16 protein-coding genes (1 of these 16 running past the window's edge) are annotated in these 19,244 nt (G+C 53.8%); 10 read left to right on the top strand and 6 right to left on the bottom strand.

Going from position 1 to position 19,244, the window contains the following annotated elements; genetic code table 11:
• Nucleotides 1-829 carry the 5' portion of a tyrosine--tRNA ligase gene (gene tyrS / locus QCD60_RS16565; RefSeq protein WP_279787181.1) on the bottom strand. The gene continues 464 nt to the left of window position 1, outside the view, so the window shows 829 of its 1,293 coding nt (coding positions 1-829); it begins with the start codon at nt 827-829; its stop codon lies beyond the left edge, outside the window.
• 221 nt (nt 830-1,050) lie between these two features.
• Between tyrS and QCD60_RS16560 the strand changes: the two genes are divergently transcribed.
• Together QCD60_RS16560 and QCD60_RS16555 are read left to right on the top strand one after the other, a co-directional pair.
• Nucleotides 1,051-2,640, top strand: coding sequence for a peptidoglycan DD-metalloendopeptidase family protein (locus QCD60_RS16560; protein ID WP_279787179.1), 1,590 nt, complete (start codon nt 1,051-1,053; stop codon nt 2,638-2,640).
• A complete protein-coding gene (locus QCD60_RS16555) occupies nt 2,640-3,758 on the top strand; it encodes an anhydro-N-acetylmuramic acid kinase (RefSeq protein ID WP_279787176.1) in 1,119 nt (372 codons plus the stop codon). The genes QCD60_RS16560 and QCD60_RS16555 overlap by 1 nt, the downstream gene beginning before the upstream one ends.
• Nucleotides 3,759-3,868: 110 nt before the next feature.
• Here QCD60_RS16555 and erpA read toward each other — a convergent pair whose 3' ends face one another.
• Nucleotides 3,869-4,216 carry an iron-sulfur cluster insertion protein ErpA gene (gene erpA / locus QCD60_RS16550; RefSeq protein ID WP_104151765.1) on the bottom strand — a complete coding sequence of 116 codons (348 nt, stop codon included), beginning with the start codon at nt 4,214-4,216 and terminating at the stop codon, nt 3,869-3,871.
• A 427-nt stretch (nt 4,217-4,643) separates the two neighbouring features.
• On the opposite strand from erpA, the gene QCD60_RS16545 reads away from it, so the two are divergent.
• The 4 genes from QCD60_RS16545 to QCD60_RS16530 all read left to right on the top strand — a co-directional run bounded on the left by QCD60_RS16545 (nt 4,644) and on the right by QCD60_RS16530 (nt 9,046).
• A complete protein-coding gene (locus tag QCD60_RS16545; protein WP_279787172.1) occupies nt 4,644-6,377 on the top strand; it encodes a chloride channel protein in 1,734 nt (577 codons plus the stop codon).
• Complete coding sequence (thiE, locus tag QCD60_RS16540) at nt 6,374-7,018, top strand: thiamine phosphate synthase (RefSeq protein WP_279787170.1); 645 nt, start codon at nt 6,374-6,376, stop codon at nt 7,016-7,018. Before QCD60_RS16545 ends, thiE begins: the two co-directional genes overlap by 4 nt.
• 157 nt (nt 7,019-7,175) lie before the next feature.
• The gene (gene hemL, locus QCD60_RS16535) at nt 7,176-8,456 is read left to right on the top strand and encodes a glutamate-1-semialdehyde 2,1-aminomutase (protein WP_279787168.1); all 1,281 of its coding nucleotides are present in this window, start codon (nt 7,176-7,178) and stop codon (nt 8,454-8,456) included.
• Nucleotides 8,453-9,046, top strand: a complete 594-nt coding sequence (locus tag QCD60_RS16530; protein ID WP_279787166.1) for a hypothetical protein — start codon at nt 8,453-8,455, stop codon at nt 9,044-9,046. The genes hemL and QCD60_RS16530 overlap by 4 nt, the downstream gene beginning before the upstream one ends.
• Here the strand turns inward: QCD60_RS16530 and QCD60_RS16525 are convergent.
• On the bottom strand, nt 9,024-9,695 hold the full coding sequence (locus QCD60_RS16525; RefSeq protein WP_279787164.1) for a tetratricopeptide repeat protein: 672 nt from the start codon (nt 9,693-9,695) through the stop codon (nt 9,024-9,026). The two genes, QCD60_RS16530 and QCD60_RS16525, sit on opposite strands and share 23 nt — an antisense overlap.
• 2 nt (nt 9,696-9,697) lie before the next feature.
• Nucleotides 9,698-11,977, bottom strand: a complete 2,280-nt coding sequence (gene mrcB, locus QCD60_RS16520; protein ID WP_279787162.1) for a penicillin-binding protein 1B — start codon at nt 11,975-11,977, stop codon at nt 9,698-9,700.
• A gap of 141 nt (nt 11,978-12,118) precedes the next feature.
• Between mrcB and QCD60_RS16515 the strand changes: the two genes are divergently transcribed.
• Nucleotides 12,119-12,448, top strand: coding sequence for a Rieske (2Fe-2S) protein (locus QCD60_RS16515; protein WP_279787161.1), 330 nt, complete (start codon nt 12,119-12,121; stop codon nt 12,446-12,448).
• On the opposite strand, the gene sfsA is transcribed toward QCD60_RS16515, so the two are convergent.
• Both sfsA and QCD60_RS16505 read right to left on the bottom strand, forming a co-directional pair.
• Entirely contained in the window at nt 12,429-13,160 is a 732-nt protein-coding gene (sfsA, locus tag QCD60_RS16510) for a DNA/RNA nuclease SfsA (RefSeq protein WP_279787159.1), read from the bottom strand. The genes QCD60_RS16515 and sfsA overlap by 20 nt on opposite strands.
• Nucleotides 13,157-14,338: a pyridoxal phosphate-dependent aminotransferase gene (locus QCD60_RS16505; protein WP_279787157.1), complete on the bottom strand. Its 1,182-nt coding sequence runs from the start codon at nt 14,336-14,338 to the stop codon at nt 13,157-13,159. Before QCD60_RS16505 ends, sfsA begins: the two co-directional genes overlap by 4 nt.
• A gap of 446 nt (nt 14,339-14,784) precedes the next feature.
• Here QCD60_RS16505 and dksA point away from each other — a divergent pair, with 446 nt between their 5' ends.
• From dksA to QCD60_RS16490, 3 genes are all read left to right on the top strand, one after another.
• The gene (gene dksA / locus QCD60_RS16500) at nt 14,785-15,216 is read left to right on the top strand and encodes an RNA polymerase-binding protein DksA (protein ID WP_104151774.1); all 432 of its coding nucleotides are present in this window, start codon (nt 14,785-14,787) and stop codon (nt 15,214-15,216) included.
• 157 nt (nt 15,217-15,373) lie between these two features.
• Entirely contained in the window at nt 15,374-16,282 is a 909-nt protein-coding gene (gene gluQRS, locus QCD60_RS16495; protein WP_279787155.1) for a tRNA glutamyl-Q(34) synthetase GluQRS, read from the top strand.
• Nucleotides 16,282-19,242, top strand: a complete 2,961-nt coding sequence (locus QCD60_RS16490; RefSeq protein ID WP_279787153.1) for an ATP-binding protein — start codon at nt 16,282-16,284, stop codon at nt 19,240-19,242. Before gluQRS ends, QCD60_RS16490 begins: the two co-directional genes overlap by 1 nt.
• The last annotated feature ends 2 nt before the right edge of the window (nt 19,243-19,244 follow it).

The raw sequence follows: 19,244 nt of genomic DNA, 5'->3' as shown, positions 1-19,244 counted from the left end.
AAAGGAAAGTGAAGAACTTGAGGAATCGGTACACATCGGCATCTGGCGTCTGTAACCAGAATTGATAGAAGGCATAAGGAGAGGTTTTCTTTGCATCCAGCCAAACTGCCCCCCCCTCGGTCTTACCAAATTTAGTTCCATCCGACTTAGTGATCAAAGGCAGGGTCAGCCCGTACGCCTGGGCACCATTCATTCTACGTGTCAGATCAATACCACCAGTGATGTTCCCCCACTGATCGGAACCGCCGATTTGCAGGCTGCAGCCATACATTTTGTTCAACTGCTGAAAATCGTAGGACTGCAGAATCTGATAGGTAAACTCTGTAAAGGAAATACCCGAGTCTTCTCGCTCAATGCGCTGACGCACTGACTCTTTGGCAATCATCTTATTTACAGTGAAGTGCTTACCTATATCTCGCAGAAAGCTAAGAACATCAACATTCGCGGTCCAATCATAATTGTTGACCAGTATCGCACCGTCTTTGTCATTGAAGTCGATAAAACGACTAATCTGGGCCTTGAGGCTATTACTCCATTGCTGAACAATTTCTGTGGAGTTCAGTTGGCGCTCTTGAGCTTTAAAACTGGGGTCGCCGATCATTCCAGTAGCCCCCCCCACCAGAGCGACAGGACGATGGCCGTACTGCTGGAATCGTTTAAGCATCAGTAAAGGCACAAGATGGCCAAGATGGAGACTGTCTGCGGTAGGATCAAAGCCGCAATATAGAACGCGCACGCCACTTGACAGATGCTCTTCTAGCTCAGCCTCTGCCGTCATCTGAGCGATCAGTCCTCTGGCCTTTAGTTCTTGAATCAGCGCGTTACTCATTGTCTCTCTATTCCTTACTCACAGGGCTGCCTAGTTGTCAATTACAGCATTCTGGCTTGGCCGCGAATTCTAACCCTTTGCCCTGTCAAGGGGAAAGAAAACCATCATAAAAATGGTTCAACCTATATAACTTTGATGATATTTTTGTTCACAGTTTTTATACTGTCGCTTTTTTACATAGTCAGTTTTTTCAAGCATAACTTTACATGGGTATCTGAAGTATGTTGGGACGCCTTCCCAAGTTGCACGTTGCAGCTATTTTCCTACTTGGCACAGTTGTCGGCGCTTTAATTTTTATTCCTTCAGAAAAGGTTTCTGCCACCCGCTCACCAGAAAGTGAGCAACGTTCTCTGGCTTTGCGCTTGGAATTAACACCACCGAAGCCTCCTTTGGTGAACTCCGACTCTGCGACCAACCTGAGCTCGCTTCCTTTAACTCCTGCAGAAGGGGATGAGTCAAGCAAGCCAGTTATCAGCATGAACCTGTTCAATCAGCAGGATAGTGGCGACAACACACCTGACGACAACAGCGATGGCGACAGCACTTCATCACTCGACACGCCAGAAGACTATTCCGATGAGGCCAACGCCCTGGATGACGATACTCTTCAGAAACAAATGCTCAGCAAAGAAGAGCAGGACGCTCTGGCATCCGAAGACACAGAAGAGCAGCAGGCAATAAAAGAACACGATAAAGATGACCCTGTACCCAATGACGGCTGGGTAAAGGTAACGGTAGAGTCTGGCGATAACCTTACCTCCGTCTTTCAAAAAGCAGGATATAGCGTCGGCCAAGCCATTGAGGTCGATAACGCCTTCAAGAAAGAACGCCCTTTCCGCCGTATGCATCCGGGTGATGCTTTTGCATTCAAAGGGAAAGATGGCGAGATAGATCAGATCAAGTATAAAGACGGTGCGTATAGTACATTAACCGTCTCAAAAACCGACAAAGGCTATGAATTAAGCGAAGACGTGCTGCCAACTGAGGTCAGACACAAGATGGTGTCCATGACTGTCAAGGACACGTTATTTAATGCATCGAAGGCTGCAGGCATTCCCTATCGCCTCATTGCCAACATGTCTACCCTTTTCACAAACGATGTTGACTTCCGAACGGATGTACGCAAAGGCGATACCTTTACCCTCATTTATGAAGAAAAGTACATCAATGGGAAGCGGGTAGGGCTGGGCGACATTATTGCTGCGCGTTATACCAACAAAGGCCAAGCTTACTATGCTATCCGCAACATGGACGATGATGACGGAGAAGCACAATATTTTGACCAGAATGGGGAAGGCAAACAGAAAGCCTTTGATCGCAGTCCTGTAGCCGGGGCACGCATATCCTCACCCTTCAGTCCTCGCCGCTACCACCCAAAACTTCATATCTGGCGCTCACATGAAGGCGTGGATCTGGCGGCACCTTACGGCACCCCTATTCACGCCACAGGTTATGGAAAGGTTATTTTTGTTGGTCGCAAGGGCGGCTACGGCAATGTTGTTGTGCTGGCGCACAGCAATAAGATCAGCACCCTTTATGCTCACATGAAAGGCTTTGCCCCTAGCTTGTCCTTGGGAGACAAAGTCAAGCGCGGTCAGGTTATTGGCTATATTGGCACCAGCGGTTTATCTACCGGCCCACATGTGCACTACGAGGTACGCCTTGGTGGAACTCACATGAATCCCATGACCGTTGCACTTCCGAAGTCTGATAGTCTAACCGGCAAGGAAAAGGCTCGCTTTGCTTCTCGTGCAAAACAGATAATTGCAGCCATGAATGGGAAGACATCACTACAAGTTGCACTGAAGTAATGGGCGAAAACAACACACCACTACTTTTCATTGGAGTCATGTCCGGGACCAGCATGGATGGCGTTGATGCCGTGCTGGTCGACTTTGCAACTACGCCACTTCGCACAGTTGCCTTTCACCACCGCCCTTATCCTGAGGAGTTGAGAGCTAACGTTTTGTCACTCTGCCAACCTGATCACGATGAAATCAACCGCCTCGGCCAACTCGATGTGCAGCTTGCTCGCTTATACGCAGACTGTGTAAATGAACTCATTTCTTCGGCTGGAGTGGAAAAACATCAGATCAATGCCATTGGCTGCCACGGACAAACCATAAGGCATCAACCCAATCCTCCTCATGCGTTTACGCTGCAGATAGGTGACCCAAACACTCTGGCAGAGCTCACAGGGATATCTGTTGTAAGTGACTTTCGCCGCAGAGATATAGCTGCAGGTGGGCAAGGCGCACCGTTGGTACCAGCGTTTCATCACCACCTTTTCCATGTTGATGACAAAGTAAGATGTGTGGTCAATATTGGCGGTATCGCCAACATCACTCTCTTACAGCAACGAGACATAGTCGGCTTTGATACAGGACCAGGTAACGTACTGATGGATTACTGGTGCAACAAGCACCAGCAAAAACGCTATGACAAAAACGGTGACTGGGCAGCCAGTGCAGAGCCGGACGAGCAATTGTTAACAACCATGCTACAGACGCCCTACTTTGCCATGGCCGCCCCCAAAAGCACGGGCAGAGAACTCTTCAATGCTGGCTGGTTAATGGATCAACTTTCAGATTATGGTCATCTCGATACAGCTACAGTACAAAGTACACTCTGCAGTTTAACGGCCATTAGTATAAGCCAGGCAATCAATGCTTATCCAAACACCCATAATGGAGAACTGTACATTTGTGGTGGGGGCGCCTTTAACTCTGAGCTGTTGAAGCGCCTGGCGCAGCGCTTGTCTGGATGGCACGTTGCTACAACAGATGAGATTGGCCTGGCGCCTCACTGGGTAGAAGCCACTGCTTTTGCCTGGCTAGCAAAGCAGCGCGTGAATGGAAAAACGGGTAGCTTATCAGCCGTTACAGGCGCACTTGCACCACGCATTCTGGGTGCCATTTACCCACCCTGACACCATGTTATGAGATAAAAAAATCCCATCCAACTCGAGCTGGACGGGATTTTTTATGATGCATCTGGAGCACTTGTTCACGCACGAGCCTATTTCATTGCCCAGAAACGTCAGATACTGAAGCTTGAACCACATCCACATGTAGTAGATGCATTCGGATTATTGACACTGAACTGCGAGCCCTGCAGCCCCTCTTTATAGTCAACCGTCGCCCCCGACAGATACTGAAAGCTGAGTGGATCAACCACCATTGTCACCCCATCACGTTCCACGATGGTATCGTCTTCGGCTACTGCCTCATCAAACGTGAATCCGTAGGAAAAACCAGAACATCCGCCGCCTGTTACGAAAACACGAAGCTTCAGGTTAGGATTTTCCTCTTCTTCAATGAGGCTTCTGACCTTGCGTGTCGCATTTTCAGTGATACTGATGGGCGCATCCAGAGCTTCTTCAAACATGCACCAGGCACTCCATATAAAACCAAGTAATTAAGTAGGGTATTACTTTACTATAATCCCTCTCCGACGCACAGCTCGGCTTTGGGATAAAGTTATTTCATAACAGAACAAATACCTGATCAAAACAAACAGGCACCACAAAAACAACACCAAGCCTCCGTACTACCCGTCTGCTCAATCAAGCTGAGTACAACCCCAGCCCAAGTCGTTGAAGATTGTATGCTGTCCAACAACCTTGTTTTACAGCATAAGCGCCAGAAAGTTCTACAACGATTCTGCCAGTTAAGCCTAAAATACCTGCCTCACCCGTAATAGTATTTCCAGCCCGCTCAACCATGAACCATGCCAATCATAAGGGTCTGATAATCAAGAAAAAAGACGTCTGCATGGATCAGGAGCGATCTCCCATCAAAAAAATGGGCCTTACATGCTGAAGGATGTCTTTACCCTTAACCACTTCCGTGGCCGCCTGGCACACACAGGCGCCCTTCCACAGTTAGCACTACTTGGCTTGCTCTCTGGTTTGGCTACCGGATTTGTGATGGTCATTTTCCGCTTTGCCATTGAACTTCCATTGGAGTGGTTACTAGGTGACCCTGAAGCGTTTGAGCAACTCCCCTGCTTATTAAGAGGCCTGTTCCCTCTACTGGGAGCTGGCGTTATTGCACTTATCCTTCTCCCCTTTCCCCCTTCTCGCCGACGAGTGGGCGTGGTCTACGTGCTCGAGCGTCTTAACTTCCATCAGGGTTATCTGCATGGCCGAAATGCCATCATCCAGTTCATCACCGGCTCTATTGCCATTATTTCAGGCATGCCCGGGGGCAGAGAGGGTCCCGCAGTCCATCTGGGTGCGGCCATCTGCAGCCAGCTGGGGCAGCGCATAAAAGTGCCCAACAACACCATGCGGCTGATGGTCGGTTGTGGTGTGGCTGCCGCCATATCTGCCTCGTTCAATACTCCTTTAGCGGGCGTGCTATTCGCGATGGAAGTGGTGCTGATGGAATATACCGTCAACGGTTTTCTACCGGTGATGATTGCATCGGTCACTGCAGCAGTGATGAATTACTTACTCTTCAGTAGCGATGTCGCTTTTATAGTACCTGAGCTACAGTACCGGTCTTTGACTGAACTACCCTTCATCATGCTGCTGGGTGTCGTACTGGGAGCACTGGCTGCCGCCTTTTGCAAGATCGTTACCCTATGCCAGCACTTACATCACTGGCCTCTCAGCGCACGCCTTTTCTGTGCGGGAGCTGTAGCAGGTATAGCGGGTATCGTTGCTCCTCAGGTGATGGGAATTGGTTACGATACGATCAGCGATATTCTGCAGCCCCATTTATTACTTTCCACCCTGCTGATCATCACCGTTGTCAAGCTGGTGGCCACAGCATTCTGCTTTGGCATGGGCATGCCGATGGGCTGTATTGGTCCCATTCTGTTTGTGGGGGCAGCAGCGGGCGGGGCCTTGGGCGTTATCGCCAACGTTGGTAGCCATCAACCAGTAGGTGCGATCGGTTTCTATGCGATGCTTGGTATGGGATCGATGATGGGTGCGACCCTTCAGGCACCGCTGGCTGCGCTAACTGCACTACTGGAGCTGACTCACAACTCCAATATCATCTTTCCCGGTATGCTGGCCATCGTCGTAGCCAATCTGACCTGCACCTACGTTTTTAAACAGAAGTCGCTGTTCTGGTCACTGCTCCTGTCTTCCAATCAGGCCCAGCGCCAAACGCCGGTATCACAGGCACTCAGTCGAGAAAGCGTCGCTGCGATCATGCGCCGTGGTGTCCCACTGTATCCTTACAAGGTGTCGCCGGAACTGGCTCACAGCATGCTGGATCACAACGGTCCCTGGTATCTGATCAGTCGGGACGATGTACCCGTCTGCCTGCTTGCTACCAACGACCTACGCGCTTTTGTTCTGGCGGAACATGCCCCTACCCAGGAAGAAGATACGATTAACCTGCTTGCCATTCCCGCCATCCGTAAGGACGTCAAGGCCATCGCTATTCAGTCAACTCTCAAAGAAGCATTGGACCTGTTCAATCAGAGCGGCGCGGAAGCTCTCTACGTTACGGGCTGGAGCGGTAATATTGTTGGTGCTTTCACTCGTGACGACCTGACAAGCTATATGAACAATCAGCAGACTCTTTTATGACCTTTTCACTTACCCAAGGCGGCCTGTACGCCATCACCGATTCCCGCTGTCTGTCTGGCACAAGTCTGGAACAGGAAGTCGAAGATGTACTGCAAGGCGGTTGTACACTTATTCAGTACCGGGACAAGAGCAGTGATTATGTAAAGCGGCGCCAACAGGCACAAGCACTACTGAGCCTCTGCCACAGTGTCGGGGCCTGCCTGCTGATCAATGACGACTGGCGACTGGCTGCAGACATCGGCGCTCACGGCGTTCACTTGGGTCAGCAGGATGAGCAGCTGGTAATCGCTCGTCGGGAACTGGGCAGTCAAGCCATCATCGGCATCACCTGCCACGACCAGCTGTCACTCGCCGTGGAAGCACAACAGCAGGGGGCAGATTACGTCGCCTTTGGCGCATTCTACCCCTCAAGCAGCAAACCCAACGCCAGGCCAGCGCCTCTGTCACTCCTAAAACAGGCTCAGCAGTCATTGCAGTTACCTGTGGTCGCTATCGGCGGCATTACGCTTCAACGCGCCCCGGAACTGTGGCAGCAGGGGGCAGACTGGCTAGCCGTGATCAACGATATTTTTGCCAGACAGAATATCGCCGAGCATTGCCGCTCCTATCTGGCCTGCCGGCAACCATTGCGTGATCAATGATGAGTGGATTAACACCACTCAGGTTGGATTTCAGTCAATCAAACAATACTAGTGGTGCAGAGATCTGCTAACCGGCATTGTCCAGCCCTGTAACCCAATGCCCGAAACCACTGCACAACGTGCACACTCTTCTACTATCTGACGAGAAACACTCCCAATGAACCGATCAGAAAGCCTGTTCAACGAAGCTCAACGTTATATCCCCGGCGGCGTAAACTCGCCCGTGCGTGCATTCAAGGCCGTCGGCGGCACACCGGTTTTCTTCAAAAAAGCCCAGGGCGCCTATCTGTACGATGTGGATGATAAGGCCTACGTGGATTATGTAGGCTCCTGGGGTCCGATGTTGCTAGGCCATAACCATCCGGACATCCTCGCAGCCGTCAAGGAAAGCATCGAACTGGGCCTGAGCTTCGGCGCCCCCACTGCTATTGAAGTGGAAATGGCACGTAAAGTATGTGAACTCGTCCCTTCAATGGATATGGTACGCATGGTCAACTCTGGTACCGAAGCAACCATGAGCGCGATCCGTCTCGCTCGCGGCTTTACGGGCCGGGACAAGATCGTCAAATTTGAAGGCTGCTATCATGGCCACTCTGACTCGCTTCTGGTCAAGGCGGGCTCCGGTGCACTGACACTGGGGATTCCTAACTCGCCCGGCGTGCCCGCTGCCTTGGCAGAGCACACCATTACGCTCAATTACAACGATATGGATTCTGTGCATCAGGCCTTCAGCGAGGTCGGTGATCAGATCGCCTGCATTATTGTCGAGCCCGTCGCTGGCAACATGAACTGCATCCCACCCGTTCCCGGCTTTCTGGAAGGCCTGCGTAACGTCTGTGACCAATACGGCAGCCTCTTAATCTTCGACGAAGTCATGACAGGCTTCCGTGTCGCTCTGGGCGGTGCTCAGCAGCACTACAACATCCAACCCGACCTGACCACGTTAGGTAAAATTATCGGCGGCGGCATGCCTGTGGGCGCTTTTGGTGGTCGACGCGAAGTGATGCAGCATATTGCCCCCCTTGGCCCGGTATATCAGGCAGGCACACTGTCGGGCAATCCCATCGCTATGAGCGCCGGGCTAGCCATGCTCAATGCATTAAGCGCACCTGGCATACACGAGCAGATCACCGCGAAAACCGCCTATCTGACGACAGGTCTGCGAGAACGGGCCAGTGCTGCGAGTGTTCCCTTTCTGACGAATGAAGTCGGTGGCATGTTCGGCCTGTTCTTTACCGAACAGCAGCAGGTCAATCGCTACAGCGAGGTGATGGCCTGTGATAAAGAGCGCTTCAACCACTTCTTCCATGGAATGCTGAATGAAGGCGTGTATCTGGCCCCTGCTTTCTATGAAGCTTGCTTCATGTCGCTGGCTCATGATGATCAGGCTCTGCAACATACTCTGGATGCTGCTGAGCGAGTCATGGCCAAGCTATGACGGCAATGCTTGTTACCAATACGCTGATTGCGGCGGTAGCACTGACGATGCTGATCGGGTTGAGGCATCGTCAGACTGCACCGGCACATCCCACTATCTCCGCCTTGATGCTGGGTTATCTGGCGGTTGTGGCGCAAGGACTGGTCGAATGGCTGTTACCTGATGTAAAGGATGCACTGCACCTCAGCCGTAATCTGGTGAATTTTGTCGCGGTAAGTTTTATAGGCTTTGGCGTACTCAGTCTCACCCTGACCAACCCATGGGCGAAAGCGATTTGGGGTAAAGGACTGCTCGGGCTGATGGCCTGCTTTGAACTGTTCCGTCGTTTTGACTGGGCACTGCAGTGGCAGACTATTCTATGGGTAATCACGACGGGGGCGCTGCTGTTGGTCGCCTGGAAAAGCAGAGGGATGGCCAAAGCCATCCCTCTGTGCGGCCTGCTCGCTGGTCTGGAGTTACTCTCCACCCCGGAAGTGGGCTTACTCCACAACCTCTGGGGGCTGACCAGTTTTCTGCTGTTAAGTACCGTAGCGGCCGTTCACCTGCTGCTGGTACGACAGGCGCCCGCTATTGAGCCAGACGCGCTCTGAACGGTAACCGCTCGGCTTCGCTGCGGGCAACGCTGAGCCCGCGGCTGGCCATCTCTCTGGCCTGATCATGCTGACCGGCCTTGTCATACAACCCCATCAGGGTGCGATAGACGTTGGGATCGCGAGGATCCAGACGCAACGCTCGCTCGGCACGACTGATCGCCTGCCCCAGATCACCACTGCTGGCCATAGTGGTAGATTGACTGAGCAATGCCAGTACCGCTGGTGATGAGCTGCTCATTGAGCTGGTACTGGGCAAACTGCTCTGGCCAGCACTGCTGGACATTGCAGCACCGCCAGCCCCCACACCACTTTGCTCGCTGTTGATATCACTATTGATCTCGCTGCTGAGATCCGAGCCGGAACTCAGATCAGCTCCTGAATTACTGTTCATGTCAGTACTGCCGGATACGCCCGTGCCCACCGTTACCGAACCGGACACGCCACCGTACGAATCCAGCGGCATGGACTGCGCACTGCTTTCAACCTGCTGAACCTGCCTCTGCTGTGGCATGGCCGTCGCGTCCACTACTGGCACCTGTCCGGTCTGTACAGAACTACAGCCTGCCATGATTGCTGTGAACGCCAGCAATGCCAGTCCTCGCACACGTACTATTCTGGGCGCTGATGCAAACATCGTTGTACTCACAATTAGCCTCCAAACAAGCGTTGAAACCAGCTGCGTTGTTGCCCGTCATCATCGGGCTGCGCAGCAGGTGCAGAATGACAACTATTAAACGTCTTGGGTTCTGAGCCAGGAATAAAAGGCAGCTGCCGTGCTCCGGGACAATCCTGATCCGTCAGATTGCCGCTGCTGTCCACCCAGGCCTGACTCAAGCCCGGTGCCAGAGCGGGTTGCCAGGCAGCAGGCTGAAGCCCCTTCATCATATCGATCCAGACCTGCAGTGCACCCGTCGCCCCCGTCAGCGGAGTCGGTTGCGGGTCGTCCTTACCCAGCCACACTACACCCAGATAGTTTTCGGTGAAGCCGGCAAACCAGCTGTCCTTCTGATCATTAGTCGTACCGGTCTTCCCGGCAGCAAAGATGTCAGGGGTCAGCACGGTACGAATCTGCCGTGATGTTCCCTCATTCACCACCTGTTCCATGCCATAGGTGACCAGCCCCATAAAACGAGGATCGACCACCTGTTTCGGCTGGAAGTGCAGTGAAGATTCCTGCAACGGCTTGCCTTTCTCATCCAGTACCGCGGTCACCGCGCGTAAGGGCATATAGAATCCCTGCGAGGCGATAGTCTGATACATCTGGGTTACTTCAAAAGGCGTCAGATCGATAGCCCCAAGTAATAAAGAAGGGACGGCATCAATCTGACTGGTGATCCCCAGCCGCTGTAACGTCTGGGCAATACGTGGCAGGCCGACCGCCAGCCCGAGATGGGCCGTAGACTGGTTGTAGGACTTTGCCAGAGCTTGCCACAGAGGCACCATGCCATGACTCTGATGATCAAAGTTCTGTGGTTTCCAGCGCGTACCATCACCGGCCTTGATATCCACCGGACCATCATCCAGCGGCGTCGCCAGGTTATATTGCTGATACTCCTCCAGTGCCGACAGATAGACCGAAGGCTTGACCAGCGAACCAATCTGACGGTGAGCATCCAGCGCCCGGTTGAACCCCTGGAAGCGTGGATCGCGCCCGCCCACCATGGCGAGAATCTCGCCCGTGTTAGGGCTGGTCACAATCATGGCCCCTTCCAGTCCTTCCAGACGCTTGCCATAGCGTTTATCCAGCTGTGCAGTGACGTCCTGCAAACTGCGCTCGGCGGTATGCTGTACATAGGGGTCAAGAGTAGTGAAGACTTTCAGTCCGGCACTGGTCAGGGTATCCGCATCGTAGTACTGCTGAAGCTGTTGTCTGACCAGCTGCATAAAAGCGGGATAGCCTCCTTTCGAGCGCAGCGGCACATCACTGACACCCAATGGTTGCTTGGCCCAGCCCTCCGCATAGGACTGCGGCATGATGCCCTGATCGGCCAATACCTGCAGCACCACATTGCGCCGCTCGGTAGCGGTATTAGGATTACGTCGTGGATTGTATAACGACGGCCCTTTCACCATCCCCACCAGCAAACTGATCTGCGCAGGATTCAGCTCGTTTACAGGCTGGCCGAAATAGAACAGGCTGGCCTGACCAAAGCCATGAATGGCACGAGAGCCATCCTGCCCCAGGTACACCTCATTCAGATATGTCTCGAGGATCTCCTGTTTGCTGTAATGCATCTCCAGCAGCAGGGCCATGGGCGCCTCACGTAGCTTACGAATCAGGCTGCGGCTGTTGTCATCCAGATAGAAGTTCTTAACCAGTTGCTGGGTCAGGGTGCTGCCACCCTGAACAAAACGCCCGGCGCGAATATTGGCCAGCATGGCGCGGGTAATTCCACGCAGTGAAATGCCCCAGTGGGAATAGAAGTTACGATCCTCGACGGCGATCAGGGTGGAGACCAGCAGCGGCGGTACATCCTTCAGTGTGACCAGCTCACGATCTTCATTCTTACTGGGATAGAAACCACCAATCAGCTGAGGCTCCAGACGCATCAGGGGCAAGTCATGACCTTTGCCATCGCGCAGCGCCTGAACCCGGCCATTAGCCAGCTCGACCTCACCGAGCTGAGCAGGCTCTCGACCATCGGCAAAATTGAAGCTGCGGCCATAGATCACAAAGTCGCCCGCACCTTTACGCTGCACCTGTCCAACACTGTCGACCTTGTCTACCAGACGATAGCCCAGTGCCGCCAGCTCGGCACTCAGGCGCTTGTCAGTCAGGCTGAGGCCGGCATAGATCTCCAGAGGGCGGGCATACACCTTGGCGGGGATAGCCCAGCGTTTACCTTCAAACTTTTCGACTATCTGTGCATCGAGATAGGCCATCACTCCGGCAAGTACGACCACACCGACCAGCATCAGCTTTATCAACAGCCCTAACCATGATCTTCCCTTTACTGACTTGCGAGCGGCTGGTTTCTTGTTCGGCTTCTTACTCATGAGTTCGCGATTTCACCCTTGGCTTCCGATATCCTTACCGCGCCCATCATACCGGTCACCTGGAGATACGTCATGTTCTTACTCTGCCCGCTGGAGCAGCTTGTCGAGGGAAAAAGCCGTGGTTTTCAGCACAATGGAACAGCCATTGTTGCCGTACGCAAGAACCAACAAGTCTACGCCTATGTGAACCGCTGCCCGCATCGGGGCATACCGCTGGAATGGCAACCGGATGACTTCCTCGACTACAGTGCTGAATTTATTCAGTGTGCAACACACGGTGCCTTATTCAGCATCAGCAGTGGCGAATGCATTGCCGGCCCCTGCGTCGGGCAGGGATTAGAGCCGCTGCAGGTCAGCATCGACGCACAGCAGCAAGTATGGGTTAGCGAGCTGGACGACTGACGGGCGCCATCAGTAAGACCGGCAGTTCCTTATGCAGCTGCATACCTTCTTCACTAAAGGCCACCTGCCAGGCTAACACCTCGACTCCCTGCTCAACCACCTGTAGCAGTAACCGGGCATAATCAGGGTCGATGTGCCAGGCCGGAGTGACGCTGTCGATGCCACTATGACAGACGCAAAAGAAGATCACTGCACGCTTGCCTTCCTCCACCATAGCTGCCAGCTCACGCAGGTGCTTGCTGGCCCTCACACTGACCGCATCAGGGAAATAACCCAGACCGTCTTCCTTCAAGGTCACACTCTTGACCTCGATAAAACAGTCTGCCTGCGCTCCGTCCTGTAACAACAAATCAATACGGCTGTTTTCATAACCGTATTTCACTTCTCGTCGTACCTGTCGGTAGCCGGACAATGTCGGGATGTCCCCCGCAATGACCGCTTCTTCCACCAGACAATTGGCACGCTGCGTGTTGATACAGGCGACTTCACCCGGGGCCGTTTCAACCAGCTCCCAGGTACAGGGAAGTTTGCGCTTAGGGTCTTCCGAGTCCCAGAACCAGACCTTACTCCCCTCCTTGCCGCAGTTGCGCATGGAGCCGGTATTCGCACAGTGCAGGGTTAGCAGCCGACCATCATCAGTAACGATATCGACCAGAAAGCGCTTGTAGCGTTTAATCAGTCGCCCCTGCTGCAACGGCTTCGGCCATTTCATGCCTGACGGCCTCCAATAAAGCGGCGGATGCGCTCCACAGCACGCTGCAAATTAGTCATGGACGTGGTGTAGGCAAAGCGAATGTAACGCTCTGCATGATGACTGCCGAAATCCAGCCCGGGGGTGATCGCTACGCCCTCTGCTTCCAGCAAATCAAAGCAGAAGCGGAATGTATCATCAGTCAGTGCAGAGGCATCTGCGTATATATAGAAGGCACCCTGAGGTGCAAAGGGGATATGCATGCCCAACTCCCGTAAAGCAGGCAGCAAATAATCGCGCCGCTCTGCGAAAGCGACGCGGCGTTGCTCCAGAATCGCCAGCGTGTCAGCCTCAAAACAGGCCAGTGCGGCGTACTGGGCCATGCTCGGTGCAGATATATAAAGATTCTGCGCCAGCTTCTCCAGCTCCGGTACTGCAGCCTGCGGTGCTACCACCCAGCCCAGCCGCCAGCCGGTCATGCCAAAGTATTTTGAGAAACTGTTAAGTACAAAAGCATCGTCATCCACCTGCAGCACAGAGGGCGCCTCCATTCCGTAGCTCAGACCGTGGTAGATTTCATCCACCAGACGATGCCCGCCCAATTCGCGCACGGTATCACAGAGCGCGCGTAAATCCGCTTCAGGAATGACGACACCTGTTGGATTGGCCGGCGAGGCCAGCAACAATCCGGCGCAGGATTCATCCCAGGCAGATCGCACCGCATTCGGAGTAAGACAGAAACCGTTATCCGGCTCGGTGGGAACCAGTTTGGCTCGCGCCTCGACCAGACGCAGGAACTGGCGGTTACAGGGATAGGCAGGATCCGCCATCATCAGCGTCTTGCCAGGATCAACCAGTAATGCAGACAGTAGCAACAAAGCGCCAGATCCACCCGGCGTCACCACGACACGGGCGGGATCAAGGTCAAGGTCGTATCGCTGCTTATAAAAAGAAGCAATAGCCTGGCGCAACGGCTGAATTCCCAATGCCGGGGTGTACTGCGTCAGCCCGTCTGCCAACGCCTGCTGACCAGCTCGCACTATGGGCTCAGCGGTAGAGAAATCGGGCTCGCCGATCTCCATATGGATCACATCCCGCCCCGATGCCTCCAGCTCCTTGGCACGACGCAACAGGTCCATCACCTTGAAAGACTGAATATCTGCGACTCGCTGTGCCCAAGGGGTCGTCTGCTTCTCCACGCTACTCTCCGTCATTACTGCTTTTATACCTGCCATTGTTCAGCCTGACAGAGGTGTTACTTACAGCCCTGCCAAGCTCACTCGCCGAATCGACAACCTGCTCGCCAGACACCCGGAAGCTGCCACTCTGCGCAGCATCTCCTGAGCAATTTCATCAAACATGCGTTGGTTATACACTCTGTTATCTGGATCAGCTGCGGTGGGCATTGTGAGATATTCACCCGTCACATGCCAGCCAACCAACGTTACACAGAGCCACACTGTGGCATTCAGCCGCCCCTCCAATAAGGAGACTCACCACCCTACAACTAAGCGCTAAATTGCCAAATTAGCTATGGAGTAACAGGATAATATCTGGTAGCTTGTTTCGCCTTTGCGATAGGCGCTCTTTATTCATGCAAATATTGAGCGGCCTGTAACAGCTAAGTGATCAGTGAGGCTGTCCTATGCCGAATACTAATTCCTCTTTTTTGAATAACTTTCAGCCCTATCAGGCCAAGGCTGACGAGGAATATATGAACGAGGCCCAAAAGGCCCACTTCACCAAAATCCTTATGGGCTGGAAGAAAGAGCTGATGGAGGAGGTCGACCGTACCGTTCACCATCTGCAGGAAGAAGCTAACAACTTCGCCGACCCCAATGACCGTGCCAGTCAGGAAGAAGAGTTCAGCCTTGAACTGCGTGCCCGTGACCGTGAGCGCAAATTGACCAAGAAAATCACCGAGACGCTGGAGCGTATCGAGAAGGATGACTATGGTTACTGCGAATCTTGCGGCATCGAAATCGGCATCCGCCGACTGGAAGCCCGTCCGACCGCCACGCTTTGCATTGACTGCAAAACGCTGGCAGAGATGAAAGAGAAACAGATGGGGGGCTGAGCCTCCGCAGAAGAAAGGCGATCACTATGATCGCCTTTCTTCTTTCCATCCCGCCGCCCCGTACTCTCTGCCTCTACCTGCAGATAAACTGAAAAAGGGTATGTATAACATGCTCGCTGTTAATTCCTGCCTTTCGCCATCTGCTAGCTAACGACCCATGTCTGGCTATATCGGACGCTTTGCCCCCTCTCCTACCGGTCTGTTGCATTTCGGCTCGTTACTGGCGGCACTTGCCAGCTATCTTGACGCCCGTGCCCATCAGGGACTATGGCTGGTACGCATCGAAGACCTGGACCCGCCCAGAGAAATGCCCGGTGCCGCAGCGCATATCCTACGCACCCTGGAGCGCCTGCAGCTACATTGGGATGGCCCTGTCCGTTATCAGCATCAACAACATGAACGCTATCAGACAGCCATCGATATCTTATTGGCCCAGCAACAGGCTTACCCTTGCAGTTGCTCACGCAAACAACTGGATCAGCGGCATGTGAGCCGAGGCCCCCAGGGGCAGGTGTATGACCGCTACTGCCTGACACACGCTCCTGCTGCCGGTAACGCCTGCGCCATCCGTCTCAAGGTGGAGCAGACACGTTGCCGTTTCATCGACCGGGTACAGGGGCCCGTTGAGTATGATTTCGCCAGCCTGGGTGATGTCGTCATCAGGCGCAAGGATGGCCCCTTCGCTTATCAGCTGGCAGTAGTACTGGATGATGCCGATCAGGGCATTACTCATATCGTCCGGGGGAGTGACCTGCTCGACTCGACCCCCTGGCAGCTATCTCTGCAGCAGGCTTTGCTGCTTCCTCAGCCCAGCCATGCTCACATCCCGGTTATCGTCAACAACGACGGGCAGAAACTCAGCAAACAAACGTTTGCCCAGCCACTGGATACCGGCCACACCAGCCAGCTGATCTGCGCCGCATTGGACTGCCTGCATCACCCACTTCCTGACGCACTTCGTCAGGCTCCCGTACCTGAGCAGCTGGCATGGGCCGTGCAACACTGGCAGATCGAACACCTGCCTGCCGAACTGACCTTCCACCATCCGTACTGGGGAAAGAACTGATGTCACTCACCGCTGTGGTGCTGACCTGTATCACCTACATACTTGCCCTGTTTGGTCTGGCCTGGGCTACAGACAATGGGCGCATCCCCAGCCGCTGGCTGCATCATCCGTTTGTCTATGTGCTATCGCTCGGCGTCTATGCCAGTGCCTGGACATTCTATGGTGCCGTCGGGCTGGCCAATACCTATGGCATTGGCTTTCTGGCAGCCTATCTTGGCGCCTCGCTGGCCTTTGTTCTGGCGCCCGTGATTTTTGTCCCAATTCTGCGCCTGTGTCGTAGCTATCAATTCAGTTCACTGGCAGATCTGCTGGCCTTTCGCTTCCGAAGTCGGGTGGCTGGCGTATTGACGACCCTGTTCATGCTGATGGCATCCATTCCTCTCCTGTCCGTGCAGATCCAGGCTGTTGCAGAGTCAGTCAACATTCTAAATCAACGCCTGCAGGGCCCCATCGTCGCGCAGGTGTTTTGCGTTACGCTGACGCTGTTCACCATGCTCTTTGGTGCGCGCCACCCCTCGATTCGAGATAAGCACGAAGGCCTGGTGTTCACCCTTGCGATCAAGTCCCTGCTCAAGCTGGCAGCCATGATTATCATGGCCTGTTATGTGCTTTGGGGTATTTTTGATGGCCCGAACGACCTGATGGAATGGCTGAAACTGGCCACGCTGACCCAGCCCCAACCCATTAACGATGATGCCTGGCGTACCCTGCTGCTGGCATTCTTCGCCAGTGTCATCGTGATGCCTCATATGTTCCACATTTCCTTTACCGAAAATCTGAACAATCGGGCATTCCGACAGGCAGCCTGGGTGATGCCCTGTTTCCTGATTCTGATGTGTCTGGTGATTCCACTGATTGTCTGGGCAGGCATACGACTGGCCATCAATGGTAACCCGGAGTACATGATTCTTTATCTGGGGCTGCAACAGCAGCAACTTCTGCTGACCATCCTGTCTTTCGTCGGCGGCCTGGCCGCATCCAGTGGCATCATGATCGTCAGTGTACTGGCCCTCGCTGCGATGATCCTCAACCACCTGCTGCTACCCACCTTTCAGCCCAATCCCAGAACCGATTTCTACCGCTGGTTACTATGGTCAAAACGCAGTCTGATCGTAACCGTGGTATGGCTGGCGTACTTTTACTACAGCACTGTTGGCCAGGCCTATCCGCTGTACCTGCAGGGTCTAATCGCCTTCGTTGCCTTTCTGCAGTTCATGCCTGGTCTGCTTGCCACGCTATTCTGGCCTCGCGGACACCGCCTTGGATTTATCTGGGGCCTTCTTACAGGCATGGGATACTGGCTGGTGAGCATGCTGTTACCTCTGGTAACAGGACACACCGACGCCCCCAGCCTCAGCCTGTACACCGATAACTGGCATCAGTCGGCCCTGTACTCTCTGACCCTCAACACGCTGATTTTCAGCGTCATTTCCATCTACTCCAAGGCCACAGCCAAAGAGCAGCAGGTAGCACAGATTTGCGCTCTCAACGCCCTGCCCAGCCCAGTGGGCAAACAGGTGATGGTCACCAACTGTCAGGACTTTATTCTTTGCCTGACTCCCCATCTGGGCTACCGCACGGCCGAGAAGGAAGTATTACAGGCCATGGATGATCTGGCTCTGGAGCCGGATGATCATCGCCCTTCGAGCCTCCGATGGCTGCGTGACCGACTGGAGACCAACCTGTCCGGCCTGCTGGGCCCGACCGAAGCGGAGGAAATACTCGACTCCTCCATTCCGTCACAGGGTGATGACACGCTGTATAAAGCAACCGATATACACATCATTGAAAGCCAGCTAAGCCAGTACAAGTCACGCCTCACTGGCCTTGCGGGAGAGCTGGACAGCTTACGCCGCTTTCACCGCAACATCCTGCTGCACTTGCCTATTGGTGTCTGTGCACTGGGAGAGGATCAGGAAATCGCGCTATGGAACAATGCCATGGTGACTTATACCGGCCTCAGTGCAGAACAGGTACTTGGCAGTACCCTGAATGACCTCCCTCACCCCTGGCAGGATCTGCTCAGTGAATTTATCTGCAGCGGTCAGGCACGCCAGAGCACTCAGGAAGTAAGCTGGGCGGCTCATACCCGCTGGTTCAGCTTGCAGCGCCTGGATATTCAGGCCGAAACCGATGAAGCACCGGTAGGAGAGCACAGTGTCATCCTGCTCGAGGATGAGACCGAGACCAAGCTGATTGATGATCGTCTCGCTCACAGTGAGCGACTCATATCCGTCGGCCGACTGGCAGCAGGCGTAGCCCATGAGATAGGTAATCCGGTGACCGCGATTGCCTGTCTGGCACAAAATCTCAAGTACGAAACGGATGTCCCGGAGATTCTCGAAATTGCTGGCCAACAGGTGCAGCAGACCGAGCGCATCAGCCGTATTGTTCAGTCACTGCTGACCTTCTCCCATACCGGCCAGCACTCCGACCCTCGCCACTATGAGCCGTTGAACATCAACGACTGCATCAGCGAAGCCATCCACCTTGTGCGCCTTGACCATCGCGGTCGCCAGTTGCATTTCATAAATCACTGCCATACGCAGTTGTTGGTTGCTGGTGATGCGCAACGCCTGATCCAGGTATTCGTCAACCTGTTCAACAACGCCAGAGATGCTTCTGCAGACGGGGCCCCTATCGAAGTTCGGGGTTACACCGATGAGTTTTCAGTGATAGTTCAGGTTGAGGATCACGGTCGCGGCATCCCGGCCGATGCACTGGAGCACTTGTTTGAACCCTTTTTCACCACTAAAGAGCCGGGCAAGGGCACAGGGTTGGGCTTGTCCCTCGTCTACAGTATCATCGAGGAACATTATGGTAAGATCGAAGTCCAAAGCAGAACGGCTGCAGCCCCCAAGGACTCAGATGGAGCCGATGCCCAAGAACAATCAACCGGCACCTGTATCACCTTAACGCTTCCCCGCTACCTGTCGGTGGAAGCCTCGAGCGAAGGCTAATT

The organism is Pokkaliibacter sp. MBI-7 (assembly GCF_029846635.1).
Lineage (GTDB): Bacteria > Pseudomonadota > Gammaproteobacteria > Pseudomonadales > Balneatricaceae > Pokkaliibacter.
This window is presented reverse-complemented; position numbering and strand designations above follow the sequence as displayed.

What these genes read in the sequence shown, in the direction of transcription:
- QCD60_RS16560 (WP_279787179.1), top strand. Translation starts at nt 1,051, where the DNA reads ATGTTGGGACGCCTTCCCAAGTTGCACGTTGCAGCTATTTTCCTACTT.
- QCD60_RS16555 (WP_279787176.1), top strand. Translation starts at nt 2,640, where the DNA reads ATGGGCGAAAACAACACACCACTACTTTTCATTGGAGTCATGTCCGGG.
- erpA (WP_104151765.1), bottom strand. Translation starts at nt 4,216, where the DNA reads ATGTTTGAAGAAGCTCTGGATGCGCCCATCAGTATCACTGAAAATGCG.
- QCD60_RS16545 (WP_279787172.1), top strand. Translation starts at nt 4,644, where the DNA reads ATGCTGAAGGATGTCTTTACCCTTAACCACTTCCGTGGCCGCCTGGCA.
- thiE (WP_279787170.1), top strand. Translation starts at nt 6,374, where the DNA reads ATGACCTTTTCACTTACCCAAGGCGGCCTGTACGCCATCACCGATTCC.
- hemL (WP_279787168.1), top strand. Translation starts at nt 7,176, where the DNA reads ATGAACCGATCAGAAAGCCTGTTCAACGAAGCTCAACGTTATATCCCC.
- QCD60_RS16530 (WP_279787166.1), top strand. Translation starts at nt 8,453, where the DNA reads ATGACGGCAATGCTTGTTACCAATACGCTGATTGCGGCGGTAGCACTG.
- QCD60_RS16515 (WP_279787161.1), top strand. Translation starts at nt 12,119, where the DNA reads ATGTTCTTACTCTGCCCGCTGGAGCAGCTTGTCGAGGGAAAAAGCCGT.
- sfsA (WP_279787159.1), bottom strand. Translation starts at nt 13,160, where the DNA reads ATGAAATGGCCGAAGCCGTTGCAGCAGGGGCGACTGATTAAACGCTAC.
- dksA (WP_104151774.1), top strand. Translation starts at nt 14,785, where the DNA reads ATGCCGAATACTAATTCCTCTTTTTTGAATAACTTTCAGCCCTATCAG.
- gluQRS (WP_279787155.1), top strand. Translation starts at nt 15,374, where the DNA reads ATGTCTGGCTATATCGGACGCTTTGCCCCCTCTCCTACCGGTCTGTTG.
- QCD60_RS16490 (WP_279787153.1), top strand. Translation starts at nt 16,282, where the DNA reads ATGTCACTCACCGCTGTGGTGCTGACCTGTATCACCTACATACTTGCC.